The sequence below is a fragment of the Embleya sp. NPDC056575 genome, from assembly GCF_042793325.1.
GTDB lineage: Bacteria > Actinomycetota > Actinomycetes > Streptomycetales > Streptomycetaceae > Embleya.
In genome coordinates this window covers 12,922-34,447 of the sequence record NZ_JBHTVA010000046.1, presented here as the reverse complement: position 1 = coordinate 34,447, position 21,526 = coordinate 12,922, and the positions used below count along the sequence as shown (strand labels likewise).

15 protein-coding genes and 1 pseudogene are annotated in these 21,526 nt (G+C 71.2%); 15 read left to right on the top strand and 1 reads right to left on the bottom strand.

The features are described 5' to 3' along the window. Nucleotides 1–193: 193 nt before the first annotated feature. The 5 genes and pseudogenes from ACFRCG_RS31250 (at nt 194) to ACFRCG_RS31230 (ending at nt 7,249) form a co-directional block, all read left to right on the top strand. Complete coding sequence (locus ACFRCG_RS31250; RefSeq protein ID WP_380037596.1) at nt 194–2,947, top strand: putative bifunctional diguanylate cyclase/phosphodiesterase; 2,754 nt, start codon at nt 194–196, stop codon at nt 2,945–2,947. 288 nt (nt 2,948–3,235) lie between these two features. Further along, nucleotides 3,236–5,008: pseudogene (locus ACFRCG_RS31245) on the top strand (acetolactate synthase large subunit); the annotation flags it as partial. Between the two features lie 43 nt (nt 5,009–5,051). Further along, nucleotides 5,052–5,579, top strand: coding sequence for an acetolactate synthase small subunit (gene ilvN, locus ACFRCG_RS31240; RefSeq protein ID WP_020556335.1), 528 nt, complete (start codon nt 5,052–5,054; stop codon nt 5,577–5,579). A 141-nt stretch (nt 5,580–5,720) separates the two neighbouring features. Continuing rightward, on the top strand, nt 5,721–6,719 hold the full coding sequence (ilvC, locus tag ACFRCG_RS31235) for a ketol-acid reductoisomerase (protein ID WP_126642865.1): 999 nt from the start codon (nt 5,721–5,723) through the stop codon (nt 6,717–6,719). Nucleotides 6,720–6,868: 149 nt separating this feature from the next. Further along, nucleotides 6,869–7,249, top strand: a complete 381-nt coding sequence (locus ACFRCG_RS31230) for a hypothetical protein (protein WP_380037594.1) — start codon at nt 6,869–6,871, stop codon at nt 7,247–7,249. A 92-nt stretch (nt 7,250–7,341) separates the two neighbouring features. On the opposite strand, the gene ACFRCG_RS31225 is transcribed toward ACFRCG_RS31230, so the two are convergent. Further along, on the bottom strand, nt 7,342–7,953 hold the full coding sequence (locus ACFRCG_RS31225; RefSeq protein WP_380037592.1) for a hypothetical protein: 612 nt from the start codon (nt 7,951–7,953) through the stop codon (nt 7,342–7,344). Nucleotides 7,954–8,588: 635 nt separating this feature from the next. Between ACFRCG_RS31225 and ACFRCG_RS31220 the strand changes: the two genes are divergently transcribed. From ACFRCG_RS31220 to cimA, 10 genes are all read left to right on the top strand, one after another. Then, nucleotides 8,589–9,362 carry a hypothetical protein gene (locus ACFRCG_RS31220; protein ID WP_380037590.1) on the top strand — a complete coding sequence of 258 codons (774 nt, stop codon included), beginning with the start codon at nt 8,589–8,591 and terminating at the stop codon, nt 9,360–9,362. A gap of 483 nt (nt 9,363–9,845) precedes the next feature. Then, nucleotides 9,846–10,361 carry a SigE family RNA polymerase sigma factor gene (locus ACFRCG_RS31215; protein ID WP_379995184.1) on the top strand — a complete coding sequence of 172 codons (516 nt, stop codon included), beginning with the start codon at nt 9,846–9,848 and terminating at the stop codon, nt 10,359–10,361. Nucleotides 10,362–10,622: 261 nt separating this feature from the next. Continuing rightward, on the top strand, nt 10,623–12,338 hold the full coding sequence (locus ACFRCG_RS31210) for a protein phosphatase 2C domain-containing protein (RefSeq protein WP_380037588.1): 1,716 nt from the start codon (nt 10,623–10,625) through the stop codon (nt 12,336–12,338). Nucleotides 12,339–12,393: 55 nt separating this feature from the next. Beyond that, entirely contained in the window at nt 12,394–13,224 is an 831-nt protein-coding gene (locus ACFRCG_RS31205; RefSeq protein ID WP_078975295.1) for a hypothetical protein, read from the top strand. 31 nt (nt 13,225–13,255) lie between these two features. Further along, nucleotides 13,256–14,080, top strand: coding sequence for a hypothetical protein (locus ACFRCG_RS31200; RefSeq protein WP_380037586.1), 825 nt, complete (start codon nt 13,256–13,258; stop codon nt 14,078–14,080). Nucleotides 14,081–14,160: 80 nt separating this feature from the next. After that, the gene (locus tag ACFRCG_RS31195; RefSeq protein WP_380037584.1) at nt 14,161–14,553 is read left to right on the top strand and encodes an FHA domain-containing protein; all 393 of its coding nucleotides are present in this window, start codon (nt 14,161–14,163) and stop codon (nt 14,551–14,553) included. Nucleotides 14,554–14,758: 205 nt separating this feature from the next. Continuing rightward, a complete protein-coding gene (gene serA, locus ACFRCG_RS31190; protein ID WP_379995192.1) occupies nt 14,759–16,348 on the top strand; it encodes a phosphoglycerate dehydrogenase in 1,590 nt (529 codons plus the stop codon). Between the two features lie 508 nt (nt 16,349–16,856). Next, nucleotides 16,857–17,900 (top strand): 3-isopropylmalate dehydrogenase, encoded by a 1,044-nt coding sequence (locus ACFRCG_RS31185; RefSeq protein WP_078975292.1) that lies wholly within the window; start codon nt 16,857–16,859, stop codon nt 17,898–17,900. Between the two features lie 244 nt (nt 17,901–18,144). Beyond that, a complete protein-coding gene (locus ACFRCG_RS31180) occupies nt 18,145–19,272 on the top strand; it encodes a branched-chain amino acid aminotransferase (RefSeq protein ID WP_380037582.1) in 1,128 nt (375 codons plus the stop codon). Between the two features lie 614 nt (nt 19,273–19,886). Further along, nucleotides 19,887–21,515, top strand: a complete 1,629-nt coding sequence (cimA, locus tag ACFRCG_RS31175; RefSeq protein ID WP_380037580.1) for a citramalate synthase — start codon at nt 19,887–19,889, stop codon at nt 21,513–21,515. Nucleotides 21,516–21,526: the final 11 nt, after the last annotated feature.

Sequence of the window (21,526 nt, the reverse complement as noted above, 5' to 3'; positions counted from 1 at the left end):
GAGTCGTGGGGCGTTGAGGGACGCGCACGGTCGGGTGTCGCACCCCCGTCGCGCCGGCGCCGACCGCCCCGCCTCACGGCCGGGGTGTGAGGGCCGGTGGTGTGCCAAGAAGCGCCGGGGCGGCGACTTCGGGCAGAGGGGAGTGCGGAATGCCGGGGGACCACTGCCGAAGTGGCCTAGCCACGACGACCCGGTGCGGCTGCTGATCTTGGCCGACACCCCTGCGCAGCGGCAGTTGAAGTACCTGATCGTGCCGCTGTGCCTCGTGTATGCGATCGGTGCGCTCCAGGGCTGGGGCAATCCGACACTGTCGCTTGCGATGGGCGACTTCGGCCTGGCCGCCGCCGCGGCCGTGGCGGCGGTCTCGTGTGCGCTCAAGGCCGTGCACGAGGCCGGTCGGGCCCGGTTGTCCTGGGCGCTGTTCGCGTTCTCCGCCACGATGGTCTCGCTCGGCAACGGCATCTGGGGCTGGTACGAGGTCGTGCTCGGCGTCCCGGTGCCCACGCCGGGGCCGACCGATGTGATCTTCCTGCTGTTCGCGCCGCCCACCATCGTCGGCCTGCTGCTCGTCGCGCAACGCCCGCGCGGGATCGCCGCGTGGACCTGCATGGCCCTGGACGGCTGGCTGATCGCGGGCTCGCTGTTCACCCTCGGGTGGAGCCTGGCGCTGGCCCGCAGTACCAGCGGGGACCGCTCGGACATCATCAAGATCGTGCTCACGCTCGCCTATCCGGTGCTCGACATCCTGATGATCAGCATGGTCCTCGGATTGCGTTTTCGGGCGGGTTCCGGAGATCGCGCGGCGCTGAATCTGGCCCTGGTCGGGCTCGCGGTCACGGTGATGAGCGACGCGCTGTGGACCACCCCCGGGCTGAACAGCGGATATCGCTCCGGCGGCCTGCTCGACGCGGGTTGGTTCGCGGGCAGCCTGCTGCTCGCCATCGCGCCGTGGACGGGCCAGGGGGTCGAGGCGCACGAGCGGCCCCGGCACCGGACCATCTCGATGTTGTCCGCGCTCACCCCGTACATCGCCGCCGCGGTGTGCACCGCCGGTGTGCTCGGCGGCGCGGTGGCCGGCCACGCGCCGGACAAGGTGGTGCTCGGGGTCGGCGCGACCGTACTGGTCACGCTGGTGCTGCGGCAGGGCATCACGCTGGTCGACAACGTCTTCATGGCCCAGGAGTTGTCCGCCAAGGAGAGCCACTTCCGCTCCCTGGTCCAGGGCTCCAGCGATGTGATCATGATCGCGGCGAGCGACGGCGTGCTCCAGTACGTCAGCCACGCGGTGCGCCGGGTGTACGGGTTCGAGCCCGAGGAGCTGGTCGGCACCCGGCTCGAACTGCTCATCCACCCGGAGGAGAGCGCCCGGGTGCAGCGCGAGTTGCGGGCGTTTTTGGACGGCACGCTGCCGGCCGGCGAGGCGGACCCGGCGATGGTGCGGGTGGAGTGCCGGATCCGCTCGGCGGGCGGCACCTGGCTGCACACCGAGTCGGCGGTCAACCGCTACGGCGACGGGCTGATCTTCAACAGCCGCGACGTCACCGACCGGATCAAGTTGCAGACCCAGCTCGAACACGACGCCTTCCACGACCGGCTCACCGATCTGCCCAACCGGGCCCTGTTCGAGGACCGGATCCAGCACGCGCTGGCCCAGCGGCGCGGGGTCACCCCCACCATCGCGGTGTTGTTCGTGGACCTGGACGGGTTCAAGGCGGTCAACGACAACTACGGGCACACCGCGGGGGACGAACTGCTCGTCCAGGCCGCGCGCCGGCTGGAACACGCGGTCCGGATCGGCGACACCGTGGCCCGGTTCGGCGGCGACGAGTTCGCCGCGCTCCTGGTCGGCGACCCCAGTCCCCGCGCGATCCGCGAGATCGCCGAGCGGTTGTTGTCCACGTTGTCCGCGCCGTACCGGATCGCCGACGGCGAGGTCCGGGTCGCGGCCAGCATCGGGATCGCCTTCTCCGCGCCCGGGATCGCCCCGGCCGACCTGATGCGGCACGCCGACGCCGCGATGTACCGGGCCAAGGACGGCGGCAAGGGCCGCGTCGAGGTCTACACCCCGGACATGGACGCCGACGTCGAACGCCGGGCGGCCCGGGCCGCGGGCCGCCGACGGGTGGACCGCGACGGACGGCTGGCCGTGTCGTACCAGCCGGTGGTGGACCTGGACACCGGCCGCGTCCGCGACGTCGAGGCGGCGCTGTGTCGGGTCGAGGACGGCGCGGTGCCGGCCCGGGCCGACCACGTGCGGCTGACCGCGGGCGCCGACGGGCGGTTGTCACCGGTGGGCCGCCGCCTCCTCGAGGAGAGCGCGCTCGCCGCCGCGACCTGGCGCGCGGGCGGCCACGAGATCGGCGTCACGGTCGGGCTCGCCGCCCGCCAGTTGACCGGTCCGGGATTCCTGGAGGTGCTGGAGGAGACGCTGCACGCGGCCGACCTGCCGGCCACCGCGCTCACCCTGGAGATCATCGACAACGTCCTGCCCGACGGCGACGAGGTGTTGCTCGGCCGGATCGCGGTGTTGCGGCGGCTGGGCGTGCGGTTGTCGCTGGACGACTTCGGCACCGGTCACTCGTCGTTGACCTACCTGCGCCGACTGCCGGTGGACGCGCTCAAGATCGACCGCTCGTTCGTCGCCGAGGTCGGCACGTGTCCGCATCTGACCGTGCTCACCTCGACGATCGTGCGGCTCGGCCTGGAATCCGGGCTGACCCTGGTGGCGGCGGGCATCGACAGCCACGCCCAGGTCGACATACTCCGCGAAATGGGCTGTCAGCAGGGCCAGGGCACGTGGTTCCACCCGGCGGTCCCGGGCGAGGCCATCTTCGAAGTCCTGGGCCAAACCCCTCTGGGCAACAGCGCCGTCCGAGGCCCCAGACCCGACCCCCTCCCGGAAGCCCGAACCCCGCTGCCCCTCCAGGTTCCCCGCCCCCAACCCTGACCCACCCACCCGCCCCCCGCGTCCCGCCGCCCATGCCCCTCGCCCGCCTGCGGACTTGATCAAATCTGGACAACGCGTCTCGAATAATGAGACGTGCGAGGGCCCGGCTTGACACGTATACCGGCGCAGAGGGAGAGTCGCGGGCATGCAGACCCGAATCCTCGTACTTGAGAAGCGCGTGAACTGACCACCGAGTCGGTTCGCGCGCCCCCCTCGCTTGCCTAACGGCACGGGGGGTTTTTTGTTGCAGTCCGACGGGTCCGGGCCTCGCGCCCCACTCGATATGCCGACTTCAGATCGAGAAGAGACGACAGCATGACCGATCAGGTGACAGGAGCCCAAGCGCTGATCCGCTCCCTGGAAGCCGCAGGGGTGGACACGGTCTTCGGCATTCCCGGGGGCGCGATTCTTCCCGCCTACGATCCGATGATGGACTCGACGAAGGTGCGCCACGTCCTGGTCCGGCACGAGCAGGGTGCCGGCCACGCCGCCGAGGGCTACGCCCAGGCCACCGGCAAGGTCGGGGTGTGCATGGCCACTTCGGGCCCCGGCGCGACCAACCTGGTGACCCCGATCGCCGACGCGCACATGGACTCGGTCCCGATCGTCGCCATCACCGGCCAGGTGGCCAGCGCCGCGATCGGTACGGACGCCTTCCAGGAGGCGGACATCTGCGGCATCACGATGCCGATCACCAAGCACAACTTCCTGGTCACCGACCCGGCCGAGATCGCGCCCACGATCGCCGCGGCGTTCCACATCGCCTCCACCGGCCGGCCCGGCCCGGTCCTGGTCGACATCTCCAAGGACGCCCTCCAGGCGACCACGGACTTCGTCTGGAACGGCACCCCCGAACTGCCCGGCTACCGCCCGGTCACCCGGCCGCACGCCAAGCAGATCCGCGAGGCCGCCCGGCTGCTCAGCGAGGCCAAGCGCCCGGTCCTGTACGTCGGCGGCGGCGTGCTCAAGGCCCACGCGTCGGCCGAGCTGAAGATCCTCGCCGAGCTGACCGGCGCGCCGGTGGTCACCACGCTGATGGCGCTCGGCGCGTTCCCCGACAGCCACCCGCAACACCTGGGCATGCCCGGGATGCACGGCACCGTCGCCGCCGTCACCGCGCTGCAGAAGTCGGACCTGATCTTCGCCCTGGGCGCCCGCTTCGACGACCGGGTCACCGGCCGGCTGGACACCTTCGCGCCGCACGCCACCATCGTGCACGCCGACATCGACCCCGCCGAGATCTCCAAGAACCGCACCGCCGACGTGCCGATCGTCGGCGACGCCCGCGAGGTGATCGCCGACCTGGTGGTCGCGGTCCAGGCCGAGCACGAGGCCGGCCGGTTCGGCGACTACCAGGAATGGTGGACCGCGCTGAACCGCTGGCGCGACACCTACCCGCTGGGCTACGACCTGCCGGCCGACGGCTCGCTGTCGCCGCAACTGGTGATCGAGCGCCTCGGCGCGATCTCCGGGCCGGACACGATCTTCGCCTCCGGCGTCGGGCAACACCAGATGTGGGCCTCGCAGTTCATCCGCTACGAGAAGCCGTACACCTGGCTCAACTCCGGCGGCGCCGGGACCATGGGTTATTCGGTGCCCGCCGCGATGGGCGCCAAGGCCGGCATGCCGGACACCACGGTGTGGGCGATCGACGGCGACGGCTGCTTCCAGATGACCAACCAGGAACTGGTCACCTGCGCCGTCAACAACATCCCGATCAAGGTCGCCATCATCAACAACGGCACCCTGGGCATGGTCCGCCAGTGGCAGACGCTCTTCTACAACGAGCGCTACTCCAACACCGACCTGCAGAGCCGCCGGCTGCCCGACTTCGTCAAGCTCGCCGAGGCGATGGGCTGCGTCGGACTGCGCTGCGAGAGCCCGGATCAGCTGGACGAGACCATCCACAAGGCGATGTCGATCAACGACGCGCCCGTGGTCATCGACTTCGTCGTCCACCAGGACGCGATGGTGTGGCCGATGGTCGCGGCCGGTTCCTCCAACGACGAGGTCATGGCGGCGCGCGACGTGCGCCCCGACTTCGGCGACTCGGACGACTGAACAGGCCGACAGGGCATCAGGAAGGCATAGGAGTCCAGCGATCATGTCCAAGCACACCCTTTCGGTCCTCGTCGAGAACAAGCCCGGTGTCCTCGCCCGGATCACCGCCCTGTTCTCGCGTCGGGGCTTCAACATCGATTCGCTCGCGGTCGGCACCACCGAGCATCCGGACATCTCCCGGATCACCATCGTGGTCAGCGTGGTCGAGGAACTGCCGCTGGAGCAGGTGACCAAGCAGCTGAACAAGCTGGTCAACGTGCTCAAGATCGTCGAGCTGGACCCGCCCGCGTCGGTGCAGCGCCAACTCCTGCTGGTCAAGGTGCGCGCCGATCACGAGACCCGCTCGCAGGTGGTGGAGATCGTCCAGCTCTTCCGCGCCAAGACGGTCGACGTCTCGCCGGAGGCGGTCACCGTCGAGGCCACCGGCGGCCCCGACAAGCTCGCCGCGATGTTGCGCATGCTGGAGCCGTTCGGCATCAAGGAACTCGTCCAGTCCGGCGTCGTGGCCATCGGCCGCGGCGGCCGCTCGATCACCGACCGCTCGTTGCGGTCGGTGGAGCGCTCGGCCTGACACCGGCTCGACCGGACCCCCTACCCCCGGTCCGGCACGGTCCACATTGCAGACCGCGGACCCGCGGCCCGCTCGTGATTTGGGAAGATGACGAGCGGGGCGTGGCCCCCGGAAACACCCGTCTTGAAGGAGAACCCCGAAGTGGCCGAGCTGTTCTACGACGACGACGCCGACCTGTCCATCATTCAGAACCGCAAGGTCGCGGTGCTCGGCTACGGCAGCCAGGGCCACGCCCACGCGTTGTCCCTGCGGGACTCCGGCGTCGACGTGCGGGTCGGTCTGCTGGAGGGCTCGAAGAGCCGGACCAAGGCCGAGGAGGCCGGTCTGCGCGTGGTCACCCCCGCCGAGGCCGCCGCCGAGGCGAGCGTCATCATGATCCTCACCCCGGACCCGGTCCAGGCCAAGGTCTACGCGGAGGCAGTGGAGCCCAACCTCCAGGACGGCGACGCGCTGTTCTTCGGGCACGGCTTCAACATCCGGTTCGGCTTCATCAAGCCGCCGGCCAACATCGACGTGTGCATGGTCGCCCCCAAGGGCCCGGGCCACCTCGTGCGCCGGCAGTACGAAGAGGGTCGCGGCGTGCCGTGCATCGTCGCGGTCGAGCAGGACGCGTCGGGCGAGGCCCTCGCGCTCGCGCTCTCCTACGCGAAGGGCATCGGCGGCACCCGCGCCGGCGTGATCAAGACCACCTTCACCGAGGAGACCGAGACCGACCTGTTCGGCGAGCAGGCGGTGCTCTGCGGCGGCGCCTCGGCGCTGGTCAAGGCGGGCTTCGAGACCCTGGTCGAGGCCGGCTACCAGCCGGAGATCGCCTACTTCGAGTGCATGCACGAGCTGAAGCTGATCGTCGACCTCATGTACGAGGGCGGCCTGGAGAAGATGCGCTGGTCGGTCTCCGAGACCGCCGAGTGGGGCGACTACATCACCGGCCCCCGGATCATCACCGCCGACACCAAGGCGGAGATGAAGAAGGTCCTCGCCGAGATCCAGGACGGCTCGTTCGCGACCGCGTGGATGGCGGAGTACGAGGCGGGTCTGCCCAAGTACAAGGAGTACGTGAAGGCCGACGCCGAGCACAAGCTGGAGACCACCGGCAAGGAGCTGCGCAAGATGATGAGCTGGGTGACCAACGAGGCCTGATCCTCGACGAGTTGCCCGCCACACGGCGGCGTGGGTGCCCCGGACCGGATCGGTCCGGGGCACTTTCCGGATCGGGCCCCCGTCGTTCACGCCGGCTTCACCACGCGTCGGTTTCGAGCGCCATCCCATGATCGCTTGACTCGGCGATCATGAGTGATCCCTCGAAGATCCGAACCGTGCTGAACCCCGATATGCCGCAGAGCGTGATCCCGCCCGGCAACGGCGGCACCACCGGACCGAACGACAAGACCAAGGTCGAGGCGCGACAACTGCGCGCCTCCGCCAAGACGTTGCACGTGACCGCCGGCGAGGTGAACACCGTACGGTCGGTGCCGGACGCGCTGAGCGCCAGGACCGCGTGCGCCGGTTGGCGGTTGGCCGCTCCGCTGACCACCGCGCGGTGGAAGGAGCAGATCGCGCGGCTGACCGCCGATCTGGGCGAGATCTCCGACGGGCTGTACTCGATCGCCGACAACTACGACCGCAACGAGCACGCCGTCACCATCTCCCTTGCCGGCAAGGTGAGTTGACCGTGGTCGGCTTTGCCCGGCTGCGCGACCTGCGGACCGAGGCGCTGCACGAATCGGCCCAGGAGTTCTACGACTTCGCGTCCTGGCTGGAATCACAACCAGCAGCTGATCCGGGTCGACGCGAGGGCGTTGACGGTCACCGGTCGATGGGACGGGCCCTCCGCCAAGGCCACGCCGGCCCGATACCGGGGCCTGGACGAGGTGTTCGAGGGCGGCAAGACCGAACTCCGGGCGATCCGCGCGATCCTGCGCGACGCGGCGGAGGACATCGGCGGGGCGAAGAAGCGGCTGACCGACGCGATCGCCGACGCCCGGGCACACGAATTGACGGTGGCCGACGACGGCTCGCTCACCTGGGGACCGCTCAAGGCGCAGGGACACCAGCCGGATCCGCAGGACATCGAGGCACACACGAACAGGATGCGGGGACTGGCGGAGGAGTTCCGGCACAGGTTCGAGAGCGCGCTCGACGACGCGAACGACGCCGACGCGCGGGCCGCCTCGGCGCTCAAGGGCGACATCGGCACCAGTGGCACCTCGTTCAACGCGAACGCGGTCGGCGGCGGCGAACTGCCCGACTCCATCCGTGCCGCGGAGTTGGCCAAGCGGGTCGACTCGCCGACGCCGGAGGAGGTCGAGGAATTGCGCAACCTCCTGCACGGCAACGAGAAGTCGTCGATCTTCGCCACCAACCTGCTGAACACCCTGGGCCCCGACGGGCTGTTGCGGCTCGAGACCGACGTGGTCGACAAGGGCCGGAACGGGACCGGCGTCGACATCCCCGAATCCACCACCGCCACGCGGTCCACCGGGCAGCCGCACGTGACGCGGACCTGGATCGACGGGCTCAAGGCGGCCGGCCGCGAGTCCTACGAACTCCGGGACATCCCCAAGCACCACCTCGCCGGATACCAGCTGATCGGCAACTGGCTGCACCAGGGGGACTGGGACACGCGGTTCCTCGCCGACGTGGGCAAGGACATGGTCGCCTTCGACCGGGACGGCCACCACCCGCACGAGCCCGTCCCGCCGACATCCGACCGATTCCCGGTCCTGGCCGCGGCGATGGGACCCGACGGGCACGACCTCGATCAGCTGTCCGGTCTGATGCACGCGCTCGGGCGCGACCCGAGCGCCGCCGAGCAGGTCCTCGACCCGAAGTCGGGCGACAACCTGCACTACCTGATGAAGCGGCGGGACTGGGGCAACGAGACCGGGCCCGGCTCGCCGGCCGACCTGTTCGGCCAGGCGTTCGAGGCGGCCGCCACCGGGGCATCCGGCGGGCGCGACCACGGGCGGCGCGCACACCGAGGCGGGCGCGCGGATCTTCGCCGACGCGATGCACACCATCGGACAGGAGGGCCCCGGCGGGCACTTCGCCGACTACCGGGACAGCGTCACCAACGCGGTGGCCTCGTACATGCCCGACATCCACAACGAGTTGCGCAACGACCGCGCGGGCGGATCCTCGGGCCCGGACCCGCTGTTCCCCGACTCGGGGGAGGCCCGGGCCACCTTCCTCGGCGGCACCCCCGACCACGACCTGATGCGCACGATGGCGGTCCTGGCCGAGGACCCCAAAGCGTTCCGGCGGATGGCCGACGCCGAACACGCCTTCATCGCGGTCGGCTTGGAGCGCGTCTCGACCGGCAACCCGCCCGCAGGCATCTCCGCCGACCGGCATCTGGCCGACTCGGCCCAGGTGGTCGGCATGCTGGACGAGGTGCGCACCGAGGCGATGCGGCACCGGCAGGTGGTCGGCGACAAGGAGTACAACGACCAGACCACCTGGACCGGCAAGGGCGCCGCCAACGTGGTCGCCGGCGCGGTCAAGATGAGCCCGCTGCCGACCATGGTCGCCGAGCCGCTGTCCCGGGTGGTCACCCTGACCGCCGACTACGCCGCGCAGCACAGCCAGGTGGACACCTCGGCGCAGACCGACCGCGAGATCGCCGACCAACACGCGTGGGGGCGCGGCTACATGCAGCAGATCGCCGCCGACTGGGCCCACACACACGGTCGGGACAACGAACTGCCCGGCTACGACACCACCTCGAACGTCAACTTCACCGTCGGCAAGGACCGGGCCAGGGAGGCGATGGGCCGGCCGTGAGGGCGATCCGCCCGCCCGATCACCCGACCGCGCGCCCGGGCGCAACCCCCGCGCGCCGGCACGCGTGTGCACCGTACCGGACGTGTCACACGGCCCGGCAGGGTGAGTGACGGGGGATGCGCGACCATGACCGAGGAGGAGGCGATCGCCGGTGTGTTCGGCGCGCTCGAACGTGATGTGGGTCGCCTCCTCGCCGCCGCTCCGGGCGCCGGGCGCCCCTCGATCCGGGCACTGTGCGCCCGGCGGCGGCACGTGCGCCGGGCGCTGTTCGGCGCCGGTGTGACGGTGGCGCTGGTATGCCTCGCCGGTACTCGGTTGGTCGGTACACGGAACCGATCACCGCTTCGCGTGCGTGGGTGGGGGAGAGAAACCCGGGCCGGGGATTCGGCGACCCGAACCGGGATCGGATGCACGCCCGGGGCCGGATAAAGTACCGGGTCACGGCAGGACGAAACACGCCGCGACGGGACGCGGGGGAACACAATGGGACGGGACAAGGGCGATCGCCCCGATTTCGACGTGTTCTACGCGGAGAGCCACGGCGCCCTGGTCGCCCACCTGTACGCGCTCACCGGGGATCTCGGCGAGGCCCAGGAGGCCGCGCAGGAGGCCTACATCCGGGCCTGGAAGGACTGGGACCGGATCAGCTCGTACGAGAACCCGGTCGCCTGGATCCGACTGGTCGGCCAGCGCATCGCGGTCAGCCGCTGGCGGCGCACCCGGACCGCGCTCAAGAGTTGGATCCGGCACGGTCCGGACCGCGACCTGCCCGCGCCGGGCCCCGAATCGGTCGCGCTGGTCACCGCGTTGCGGCAGATCCCCGAGGCGCAGCGGCGCGCGGTGGTGATGCACCACATGGGCGGCCTGTCGGTCGCCGAGATCGCCGCGCACGAGGGGGCGCCGGAGGGGACCATCAAGGCCCGCCTCTCGCGCGGTCGGGCCGCGCTCGCGGGGCTGCTCGCGGACGGCTCGGAAGCGGTCCGGACCGGGCCGTCCTGAACCCGTGTGCGAACCCCGCGTCGAACCCGTGTGCGTGTCGGGTGTCGGTGCGCGCCGGCCGGGCGCCGTGCCGGGGCGCGCGCGGGGGACCGTCGCCCGCGCGATCCGGATGCGTCGAAGCCGGCGGATCCGGGAAACCCGAAGGAATTGGCCTCCGGTTCACATGCCACCGGCGCATTCGAGGCAGCATGCTTGAACGAGGCAGTGCTATCGCCGCACCGGACTTGCCGTTCCGGTCCGACATCGTGGAGCGTGAGACACATGAGGGGCAGAGGGGACTCGGGTCGGGAGACGACCGTGCCGGCTCGCGGTGGCTTCCCGGAACGGACGCTGCGGCAGGACGAGTTGCGCGCGGAGCGGCCGGCCGTGGTCGACGACGACATCTTCGGCGACCTCTACCTCGACTTCGAGGACGCGCCGACCCGGGCGCCGGTCGAGCCGCCGGCCGCACCGGAGCCCGCGGCCGAACCGGCCGTCGAGGCACGGGCGCCGCGGGGGTTCGACGACACCTTCGCGGACGGGACGGATGATCCGCCGGCCCCGGCGGACCGGCCGGAATTCGACCACGAGGCCGACCCGGCGCAGCGGCCGGATCCCGACCACGCGCCGACCGCGGTCGGCGCGCCCGACGGCGCGGCGCGAGCGGCGTCCCCGTGGGACCGGGCGCCCCGACCGGCCGAGACCTTCGAGGCCGAGGAGCAGGACGCCGAGCCCGCGCCCGACCCGGTGCCGCACACGGTGACCCCGCCCGCGGTGGGCGCGCGGTCCCGGACCGAGGCGGTGCCCCCGCCGCCCACGATCGCCGCGGCCGGCTCCACCGACACCACGGTCGCCGCCGCGCACGCGGTGCCGCCCCCGCCCTCGGTGCCGCCGATGCCCACGGAGCCGCCGCGCGTGCCGGAGCCGCCGCACACGCCCGAGGCGGCCGGGGTGCCGCAGACGCCCTACGCGCCCGACGCGGCGCGCGTACCCGAAACGCCCCACGCCCCGGAGGCGGCCCCGACGCCCGACTCGCGGACCGAACCGCTGCCCGTCGCCGTGCCCGACGCGGACGCCGTCGAGGAGCCCGACGAACTCGACGTGCCCACCACCTCGCGCAGCGACAGCCTGCGCCGCGCCGAGGCGACCGAGGAGGAGATCCGCGCCCGCAGCGGCCCGCCGCTCGGCGTGCAGGCGTCCGCCTGGTCCACCTCCTCCCACCCCGGCCGCCGCCGGGCCGCCCGCCGCGAACGGCGCGGCCTGGGCCCGGAGCTGACCGCGCGGGACAACGACGACCGCTACGCCGCGACGGGCGAGGTGTTCATCGTCGCCGACGGCCTCGGCGGCCACCCCGCCGGTTGGTACGCGGCCGACGTCGCGGTCCGCACCCTGGTGTCCGAACTCGCCGCCGCCGACCTGTCCGCGGGCTGGAGCGACCGGCTCGGCGCGGCGATCGCGGTGGCCGACCTGGCGGTGCGCCGGCACGGGGTCGCGCAGTACGAGGGCATGCGCACCACCGTGGTGGCCGCCGTCCTGCAACACGGCCGGCTGCATCTGGCCGGCTGCGGCGACAGCGTGTGCTGGCTGGTCCGCGGCGGCCGGGCGTTCCGGCTCACCGAACAGGGCAACGCCGCCGAGTTCGGCCGCCCCTGGCTGCTCACCTCCACCCCCCTCGGCGGATCCCAGGCGCCCGAACCCGAATTGCAACGCATCGAACTGCACCCCGGCGACCGTGTGGTCCTCGCCACGGACGGCGTCGGCCACCTGCCCGACGAAACGGTCGCCGACCTGGTGCACGGCGACCCCTTCCACGCCGCAACGACCTTGACCAGGACGGCCGTCGAGAGCGGTGACGACGACGCCACGGCGGTCGTGGTCGAATGCGACGCACTGCCCGTTCCGGAAGGTCATCGCTCCGGCGCCGACCCCAGGGAACAATCGGAGGATGCGTCGGGTACCCCCGGGGCCCTACGGTCGGACGGCGGAACGGCCTGGTGACGGTTCACCGGGCGAAGATGGGCGATGCCCCAGGGCGGGGCACGAGACCGGACGGATGGCGATGCTCGAACTGATCCTCACCGTGGCGACGTCGGACGACGCCGACCAGCAGGAGTCGGACCTGGCCCGGCCGCGCACGGTGAAGGTGCAAAGCGAGCCCGGCAAGAAGATCGCGATCGGCCGGGACCCGTCGCGCTGTGGCCTGGTCACGCCGAAGGACTGGCGTTTCGTATCGCGCGTGCACCTGGAGTTCGTCTACTCCCTGGAACGCGGCTGGAGCGTGGAATGGCTCCAGGGTTCGCATCCGCGCCCGGTGGCACTGGTCCAGATCGACCGCGAGGGCGTGTCCGAACCGGTGCCCTACGGCGCGACGCTGCCGCTGGGTTCGCTGCGCCCGGGCCGGGTGGTGGTCACCGACCTCGCCCGGCGACGCCGGGTCCTGGTGGAGTGGCGGGTGTCCCTGCCGCAACGCCCCGGCGAGGAGCCGACCGAGCCCGACGTCGGCGTGCCCGAGACCCAGGACGTCGCGCCGTTCGTGCTGCAAAACCGCCTCTCCGAGACGGAGATGGAGGTGCTGGCCGCGCTGTCCTGCGACTGGGTGCACGGCCGTCCGGTCAAACGCGCCAAGTCGACCAAGGAACTGTGCGACCTGCTGCACCTGTCCGCCGCCACGGTCGAGCGGTACAAGACCAAGTTGCGCCGCGAGTTCTACAGCTCCGGCCTGTGCCCGGAGCTGAACTCCCTGCTCGGTCCGAACTACCTCGACACCGTGCGGCACGTGCACGGCGGCTGGGACCTGATAGCGCAGACGGCGGTCACCCACGGAATAACGGGACGCGGTCCCTGTCCGTGTGGTGCCGACGCCCCGCACGCGGGTACCAGGTGAGCGGTGGGACCCGGGAGGGGGCGAGAGGAAAATGCTCGAACTGAACATGTCGTTCACGGCGTTGCGGGACGGCCGCGAGGCGGAACGTGATCCGCTGCCGAGCCCCAAGAGCGTGCGCACGCCCGCCGCGGCGGGCGCGCGGGTGTTCGTGGGCCGCGATCCCAGCACGTGCCGACCGCTGCTGACCCCGCACGACTGGCTGTTCGTCTCCCGCAGGCACCTCGTGTTCGAGTACAGCGAGGACCGCGGCTGGACGGTGGAATGGCCGCGCGGGACGCGGGACACACCGGTGGCGATCGTGCGGATCAAGCGCGGCGAGACCTCGCAGGACATGCCGTACGGCGCGATCCTGCCGCTGCCGGCGCGGACCAGCGGCAGCATCCTGGTCAGCGATCTGGCCCGGCGGCGCAGCGTGGTGCTCGCGTGGCGCGCGATGCAGCCGATCCGGCCGTCGGACTCGGGCGGCATCGCGTTGGGCGGCGTCCAGGACACGATCGACGTGGGCCCGGATCAGTTGCGCGCCAAGCTGCAGGGGGTGCGTCTGGAGGTGCTGGCGGCGATGTCGTGCGACTGGATCCACGGCCGGGCCACCAAGCGCCCGCGCACCACCGACGAGTTGTGCGAGATGTTGTACATGGCCAAGGCCACGGTCGAGCGCTGCAAGACCGAATTGCGCAGGGATTTCTATAGTTCGGAGCTTTGCCCCGAACTGAACCATCTGTTGGGACCCGACTACCTGGACACCACGCCGCACGTCCACGGCGGGTGGGACCTGATCGCGCAGACCGCGGTCGTCTGCGGCATTGTGGGTGGCGAACCGTGCCCGTGCGCCCGGCGCGGCGGTTCGATCGACTGAACGGCGGGCCGGCCCGAGGGGCGGGACGGCACGGGGGACGGACCGAGGATCTGACGACCAGGAGCGTGGGGGAGGAACCGGTGCTCGATCTCAACATGGCGTCGACGTCGGGGGCGGACGACGCGGCGACGGTTGCCATGCTGATGGCAAGCGCGCCGAGCCGGCCGGGGGCGACGTTGGCGGTCGGTCGCGACGCGACCCGCTGCCACCTCGTGACACCGGCCGACTGGCTGTTCGTGTCCAGGGTGCATCTCGAATTCCAGTGCGGCGACGACGGCGTCTGGTGGGTCACCTGGCGGCGCGGCTCGCAGGACGCGCCGGTGGCCGAGGTGCGGGTCGACGACGGCGAAGCGCGCCTGCTGCCCTACGGCGGCACCGCCCCGCTGCCCCGGCCCGGGTCCGGCGAGGTGGTCATCCTCGACCTCAACGGGCAGCGCCGGGTCACCATCGGCTGGTTCCTGGCGGCCGACTGAGCAACGCCCCGGGCCGCCCGGAGCGGTCCGCCGATCGGCACCTCGAACTGACTGATCGTCAGAAACTGTGCCTCGCACGCCCGCGTCCACACATCGGACATCTGTGAAGTCCTTCACAAGGCGGCGGTAGGATCGGCCACGCGTCAGGCCACCCGTCGTGCGGCTTCGCGCGACCATCCGTCATCGCAGCAGGCGAAGGAAAACCGTGAGCAAGCCCGTCGTTCTGATCGCCGAGGAACTGTCGCCGGCCACCGTCGACGCCCTCGGACCCGACTTCGAGATCCGCCACTGCGACGGTGCCGATCGCGGTGAGCTGCTGTCCGCGATCGCCGACGTCGACGCCATCCTGATCCGCAGTGCCACCAAGGTGGACGCCGAGGCGATCGCCGCGGCCCGGCGGCTCAAGGTCGTCGCGCGCGCCGGTGTCGGCCTGGACAACGTCGACGTCCCCGCCGCCACCAAGGCCGGCGTGATGGTCGTCAACGCGCCGACCTCGAACATCGTCACCGCCGCCGAACTGGCCTGCGGCCTGATCATCTCGGTCGCGCGCAACATCCCGCAGGGCAGCGCCGCGCTCAAGAACGGCGAGTGGAAGCGCAGCAAGTACACCGGCGTCGAGCTGTCCGAGAAGACCCTCGGCGTGGTCGGCCTGGGCCGGATCGGCGTACTGGTCGCGCAGCGCATGTCCGCGTTCGGGATGAACATCGTGGCCTACGACCCCTACGTGCAGCCCGCCCGCGCCGCGCAGATGGGCGTGCGACTGCTCACCCTGGACGAGGTCCTGGAGCAGTCCGACTTCATCACCGTGCACCTGCCGAAGACCCCGGAGACGCTGGGTCTGATCGGCGAGGACGCGCTGCGCCGGGTCAAGCCGACGGTGCGGATCGTCAACGCCGCGCGCGGCGGGATCGTCGACGAGGTCGCGCTGGCGTCCGCGCTCAAGGAGGGCCGGGTCGCCGGCGCCGGGCTCGACGTGTTCGCCAAGGAGCCGTGCACGGACAGCCCGCTGTTCGAGTTCGACAACGTGGTGGCCACGCCGCACCTGGGTGCGAGTACCGACGAGGCGCAGGAGAAGGCCGGCGTCGCGGTGGCCAAGTCGGTCCGGCTCGCGCTCGCCGGCGAGCTGGTGCCGGACGCGGTCAACGTGCAGGGCGGCGTGATCGCCGAGGACGTGCGCCCGGGCCTGCCGCTCGCCGAGAAGCTGGGCCGGATCTTCACCGCCCTGGCCGGCGGCGTCGCGGTCCGCCTCGACGTCGAGGTGCGCGGCGAGATCACCCAGCACGACGTGAAGGTGCTGGAGTTGGCGGCGCTCAAGGGCGTGTTCGCCGACGTGGTGGAGGAATCGGTCTCCTACGTCAACGCCCCGCTGCTCGCCCAGGAGCGCGGCGTGGAGATCCGGCTCACCACCGGCTCGGAGAGCCCCGACCACCGCAACCTGGTCACCGTGCGCGGCACGCTCGCCGACGGCGAGGAGATCTCGGTCTCCGGCACCCTCGCGGGCCCCAAGAACATCGAGAAGATCGTCGAGGTGCACGGCTTCGACGTGGACCTGGTGCTCACCGCGCACATGGTCTTCCTGCGCTACGCCGACAAGCCCGGCGTGGTCGGCGTGATCGGCCGCCACCTCGGCGAGGCGGGCGTCAACATCGCCGGCATGCAGGTCGCCCGCGCCGCCAAGGGCGGCGAGGCGCTGGTCGCGCTGACCGTCGACACCACGGTCGAGCCGCAGATCCTGAACGCCATCGCCGAGGAGATCGGCGCCGCGTTCGTGCGCTCGGTGAACCTGGAGGACTGAGGCCGCGCCGCCGGCGTCTCGGCCACAGGACACGACCGCCGCTTCACCCGAAGGCCCGGGAGGTTTCCTCCCGGGCCTTCGGCATGCCGGTCGACGGTCGTGGTCCGTCGGCCGGACCTCGGTCGGCCCTGCGCCTCGCCTGTCCGTCTGGGCCGTTCGGGGGTTGTCGGTCTCAGATAGTAGGAACTCCGAGTAAATTGCAGACATCGATGTCGTTCGTCGCCTACCGTGAGGGAAGACGGCTCCTTCCGTTTCCGGAAATCCCCGTACGGCAGGAAATTTCGGCACGCCCACAAGGCCCTCGCACGTGTCCGTCGCACACCGTGTAATCGCCAGCCTTGTGAAGGAAGTGCAGTCATGGACGAAACCACGCGCCGCAACGCCGCCCGAGCCCTCCAGCGCGCCCTCGACCGGCGCGACAACGGAGGCCCGGCCGACGAGGAGCGCTGAGCGTCCCATCATCCGGACGCCGCGTGTCGGCCCATGGGACGAAAGGTAGGGTCCCCGCATGTCTCGCAGCATTCGTCTCGCAGTGGTTCCCGGTGACGGCATCGGCCAGGAAGTGGTCGCGGAGGGCCTGAAGGTCCTCGGCGCCGTGCTCCCCGCCGACGTCAAGGTGGAGACCACCGAGTACGACCTCGGTGCCCGCCTGTACCACCGCACGGGAGAGACGCTGCCCGACAGCGTGCTCGCCGAGTTGCGCGACCGGGACGCGATCCTGCTCGGCGCCATCGGCGACCCGAGCGTGCCCTCGGGGGTCCTGGAGCGGGGCCTGCTGCTCAAGCTCCGCTTCGCCTTCGACCACCACGTCAACCTGCGCCCGGCCCGCCTGGCGCCGGGCGTCGTCTCACCCCTCGGACCCGACGCGAAGATCGACTTCGTGGTGGTCCGCGAGGGCACCGAGGGCCCGTACACCGGCAACGGCGGCTCGCTGCGCACCGGCACCGAGCACGAGGTGGCCACCGAGGTCAGCGTCAACACCGCGTTCGGCATCGAGCGGGTCGTGCGCGACGCGTTCGCCCGCGCCCAGGCCCGGCCGCGCAAGAAGCTGACCCTGGTGCACAAGAACAACGTGCTGGTCCACGCCGGACACCTGTGGACGCGGATCTTCCAGGCCGTGGCCGCCGACTTCCCCGACGTCACCACCGACTACCTGCACGTGGACGCGGCGACCATCTTCATGGTCACCCAGCCCGAGCGCTTCGACGTGATCGTCACCGACAACCTCTTCGGCGACATCATCACCGACCTGGCCGCCGCCATCGCGGGCGGCATCGGCCTCGCGGCCAGCGGGAACATCAACCCGTCGGGCGAGTTCCCGTCCATGTTCGAGCCGGTGCACGGCTCCGCGCCGGACATCGCCGGCCAGGGCAAGGCCGACCCCACCGCCGCGGTGTTGTCGGTGGCCATGCTGCTCGAACACCTCGGCCGGACCGAGGAGGCCCGCCGGGTCGAGGCCGCCGTGTACGCCGACCTCGCCGAGCGGGCGACCCTCGGCGCGCGCACCACGTCGCAGATCGGCGACGCGCTCGCCGCCCGAGTAGCCGGCTGATTCGCCGGCACCACCACGTCCGTCGACCGGGACCGTCGACGCGTGCCCCCTGCCGGACCGGCGAATCGGTCGTTCGGCGGGACGGGGGCCGCGCCTGTCGGGATCCCGGTCGACTGCGTTAACGTCTCACCGGGTGGAACGCGGGTGCGGTTCCCGGGACACTTCCAGTACGTCCATGTGCGGGAAGCCGGGTATTCGCAGCCCCGGCCCCGCCATACTCCACGGTGAAGGACGAGAACCAGCCATGACGACTGCAGCCCCGCGGGAGCCCTCCCCCCAGGCACCCCTGTCGATCGACCTCAAGCCCACCTCGCATCCGCTGAGCGACGCCGAACGCGCCACACGTCTGGAGAACCCGGGCTTCGGCCGTGTGTTCACCGAGCACATGGTGACGATCAAGTGGAGCGCCGGACGTGGCTGGTACGACGCGCAGCTCACCCCCTACGCGTCCCTGGACATCGACCCCGCGAACATGACGCTGCACTACGCGCAGTCCATCTTCGAAGGGCTCAAGGCCTACCGCCGCCCCGACGGCAGCGTGGCCACCTTCCGGCCCTACGCGAACGCCGAGCGCTTCCAGCACTCCGCGCGCCGCCTGGCCATGCCGGAGCTGCCCCAGGACCTGTTCGTGGCCGCGGTGGACGCGCTGATCCGCCAGGACATCGCCTGGGTGCCCGGCGCGCCCGAGGAGAGCCTGTACATCCGGCCCTTCATGTTCGCCACCGAGGTCGGACTCGGCGTGCGCCCCTCGAACGAGTTCCTGTTCGTGGTGATCGCCTCGCCCGCGGGCCCCTACTTCGCGGGCGGCGTCAAGCCGGTCTCGGTCTGGCTCTCCCAGGAGTACGTGCGCGCGGTGCCCGGCGGCACCGGCGCGGCCAAGTGCGCCGGCAACTACGCCGCGTCCCTGGTCGCCCAGGCCCAGGCCATCGAGCAGGGCTGTGACCAGGTGGTCTGGCTGGACGCGGTCGAGCGTCGCTGGATCGAGGAGATGGGCGGGATGAACCTGTACTTCGTGTACGGGGAGGGCAAGGACGCGCGGATCGTCACCCCGCGCCTGACCGGCTCGCTGCTGCCCGGCATCACCCGCGACTCGCTGCTGCGGCTGGCCGCCGACCGCGGCTACGCGGCGGAGGAGGCGCAGATCTCGGTCGACGACTGGCGCGAGGGCAACGCGGACGGCACCCTCACCGAGGTCTTCGCCTGCGGCACCGCCGCGGTGATCACCCCGGTCGGCTCGGTCAAGTCCACCACCGCGAACTGGACCGTCGGCACGGGCGAGGCGGGCCCGATCACGATGGAACTCCGCAAGGCGTTGGTCGACATCCAAACCGGCCGCGCGGAGGACACCCACGGCTGGTCCCACAAGATCTAGCGGCCCCCGGCCGCTCTGGTACGCCGCGCTTCGCGCGGTGCGACTTCGTCGCGGCGGCCTCCGGCCGCTCTGGTAGGCCGCGCTTCGCGCGGTGCGACTTCGTCGCGGCGGCCTCCGGCCGCTCTCCTCGCACGCTCGTCGATCACCGGTCGACGATCACATCGTGGGCGCTGACGCGCCGGGGGAGCGGCCGGATCCGCAGCGGCCTTCGGGGACCGGCCTCGTCCGCGCGGAGTCGGCGTCCACCGTTCATGCTGCGCGGCTGCGCAGGCGGCTCGTCGTGGGCGGCGTTCGCCGTCTCCGCGGTAATCCGCAGCTCGTCCACCCGACGCAACGGGTGGAGCGGGTGGGTATACAAAAGTTCACACCGACCACATGGTGAGACCGCCCGACCACGCGCCGCCGAGTGTGCCAAAATCATGACCATGCAGCAGTGGCTCATTATTAGCCGCAGCGTGCCGGCAACGGGCCGATCCCCCCACAAGGGGTGAGCGAACCGCCCACCGCCCGCACGCAGACCTCTCGCGACCGCGAGGGGTCTTTTTGTTTGCCGCACCACCCACGCGGTGAGCACCCGCGCGCGGGCCCGCCATTTCTGACCGATGGGAGAACCCATGCACCCCACGACGACCGACCCGAGCGCCTTCCACGTCTTCGACACCACGCTCCGGGACGGCTCACAACGCGAGGGCATCAACCTCACGGTGTCCGACAAGCTCACCGTGGCCCGCCATCTGGACGACTTCGGCGTCGGCTTCATCGAGGGCGGCTGGCCCGGCGCGGTGCCGCGCGATACCGAGTTCTTCCGCCGGGCCAAGGACGAACTGCACTTGGTCAACGCCGTCCTGGTCGCCTTCGGCTCGACCCGCAAGGCCGGTACCACCGCCGCCGCAGACCCCCAGGTGCAGGCCCTGCTGGACTCCGACGCGCCGGTCGTGTGCCTGGTCGCCAAGTCGCACGACAAACACGTCTCGCTCGCGCTGCGCACCACGCTCGACGAGAACCTGGAGATGGTCCGGGACACCGTCGCGCACCTGCGTGCGCAGGGCCGCCGGGTGTTCGTCGACTGCGAGCACTTCTTCGACGGATACCGGGCCAACCCGCGGTACGCGCTGAGCGTGGTCGCCGCCGCGCACGACGCGGGCGCCGAGGTGGTCGTGCTGTGCGACACCAACGGCGGCATGTTGCCCACCGGGGTCCGCGAGATCGTCACCGAGGTGCACGCGGCCACCGGGGCCCGCCTGGGCATCCACGCGCAGGACGACACGGGCTGCGCGGTGGCCAACACCCTCGCGGCCGTCGAGGGCGGCGCCACGCACGTCCAGTGCACCGCCAACGGTTACGGCGAACGGGTCGGCAACGCCAACCTGTTCCAGGTGGTCGGCAACCTCGAACTCAAGCACGACATGCGCGTGCTGCCCGAGGGCAAGCTGCGCGAGATGACCCGGATCTCGCACGCGATCGCCGAGGTGGTCAACCTCGCCCCGTCCACCCACCTGCCCTACGTGGGCGTGTCCGCGTTCGCGCACAAGGCCGGTCTGCACGCGTCCGCGATCAAGGTCGACCCCGACCTGTACCAGCACATCGACCCGGCCCGGGTCGGCAACGACATGCGCATGCTGATCTCGGACATGGCCGGCCGGGCCTCGATCGAGCTCAAGGGCCGCGAGCTGGGCTACGACCTCTCCGACGACAAGGACCTGGTCGGCCGGGTGGTCAACCAGGTCAAGGAGCGCGAGGCGGCCGGCTACACCTACGAGGCCGCCGACGCCTCGTTCGAACTGCTGCTGCGGGACGAAAGCCTGGGCCGGGCGCGGTTCTTCACCCTGGAGTCGTGGCGTGCGATCACCGAGCAGCGCGGCGACGGGGTTCCGGTCAACGAGGCGACGGTGAAGCTGCACGCCAAGGGCGAGCGGATCGTGGCGACGGGCGAGGGCAACGGCCCGGTCAACGCGCTCGACCGCGCGCTGCGGCTGGCCCTGGAGCGCATCTACCCGCAGCTCGCGACGTTCGAGTTGATGGACTACAAGGTCCGGCTGTTGGAGGGCCGCCACGGCACCGACGCGATCACGCGCGTGCTGGTGGAGACCACCGACGGCAAGCAGGAGTGGAGCACCGTCGGTGTCGCGGAGAACGTGATCGCGGCGTCCTGGCAGGCCCTGGAGGACGCCTACACCTACGGACTGCTCAAGGCGGGCCTGACCCCCGGTGTACGGCACACCGAGGGTCCGGACGGCGCGTAGCGGCCGATGTG

Coding starts and splice junctions, on each gene's coding strand:
- ACFRCG_RS31200 (WP_380037586.1), top strand. CDS start 13,256: ATGCTCGAACTGAACATGTCGTTCACGGCGTTGCGGGACGGCCGCGAG.
- ACFRCG_RS31205 (WP_078975295.1), top strand. CDS start 12,394: ATGGCGATGCTCGAACTGATCCTCACCGTGGCGACGTCGGACGACGCC.
- ACFRCG_RS31210 (WP_380037588.1), top strand. CDS start 10,623: ATGAGGGGCAGAGGGGACTCGGGTCGGGAGACGACCGTGCCGGCTCGC.
- ACFRCG_RS31215 (WP_379995184.1), top strand. CDS start 9,846: ATGGGACGGGACAAGGGCGATCGCCCCGATTTCGACGTGTTCTACGCG.
- cimA (WP_380037580.1), top strand. CDS start 19,887: ATGCACCCCACGACGACCGACCCGAGCGCCTTCCACGTCTTCGACACC.
- ACFRCG_RS31220 (WP_380037590.1), top strand. CDS start 8,589: ATGCACACCATCGGACAGGAGGGCCCCGGCGGGCACTTCGCCGACTAC.
- ACFRCG_RS31230 (WP_380037594.1), top strand. CDS start 6,869: ATGAGTGATCCCTCGAAGATCCGAACCGTGCTGAACCCCGATATGCCG.
- ilvN (WP_020556335.1), top strand. CDS start 5,052: ATGTCCAAGCACACCCTTTCGGTCCTCGTCGAGAACAAGCCCGGTGTC.
- ACFRCG_RS31185 (WP_078975292.1), top strand. CDS start 16,857: ATGTCTCGCAGCATTCGTCTCGCAGTGGTTCCCGGTGACGGCATCGGC.
- ACFRCG_RS31180 (WP_380037582.1), top strand. CDS start 18,145: ATGACGACTGCAGCCCCGCGGGAGCCCTCCCCCCAGGCACCCCTGTCG.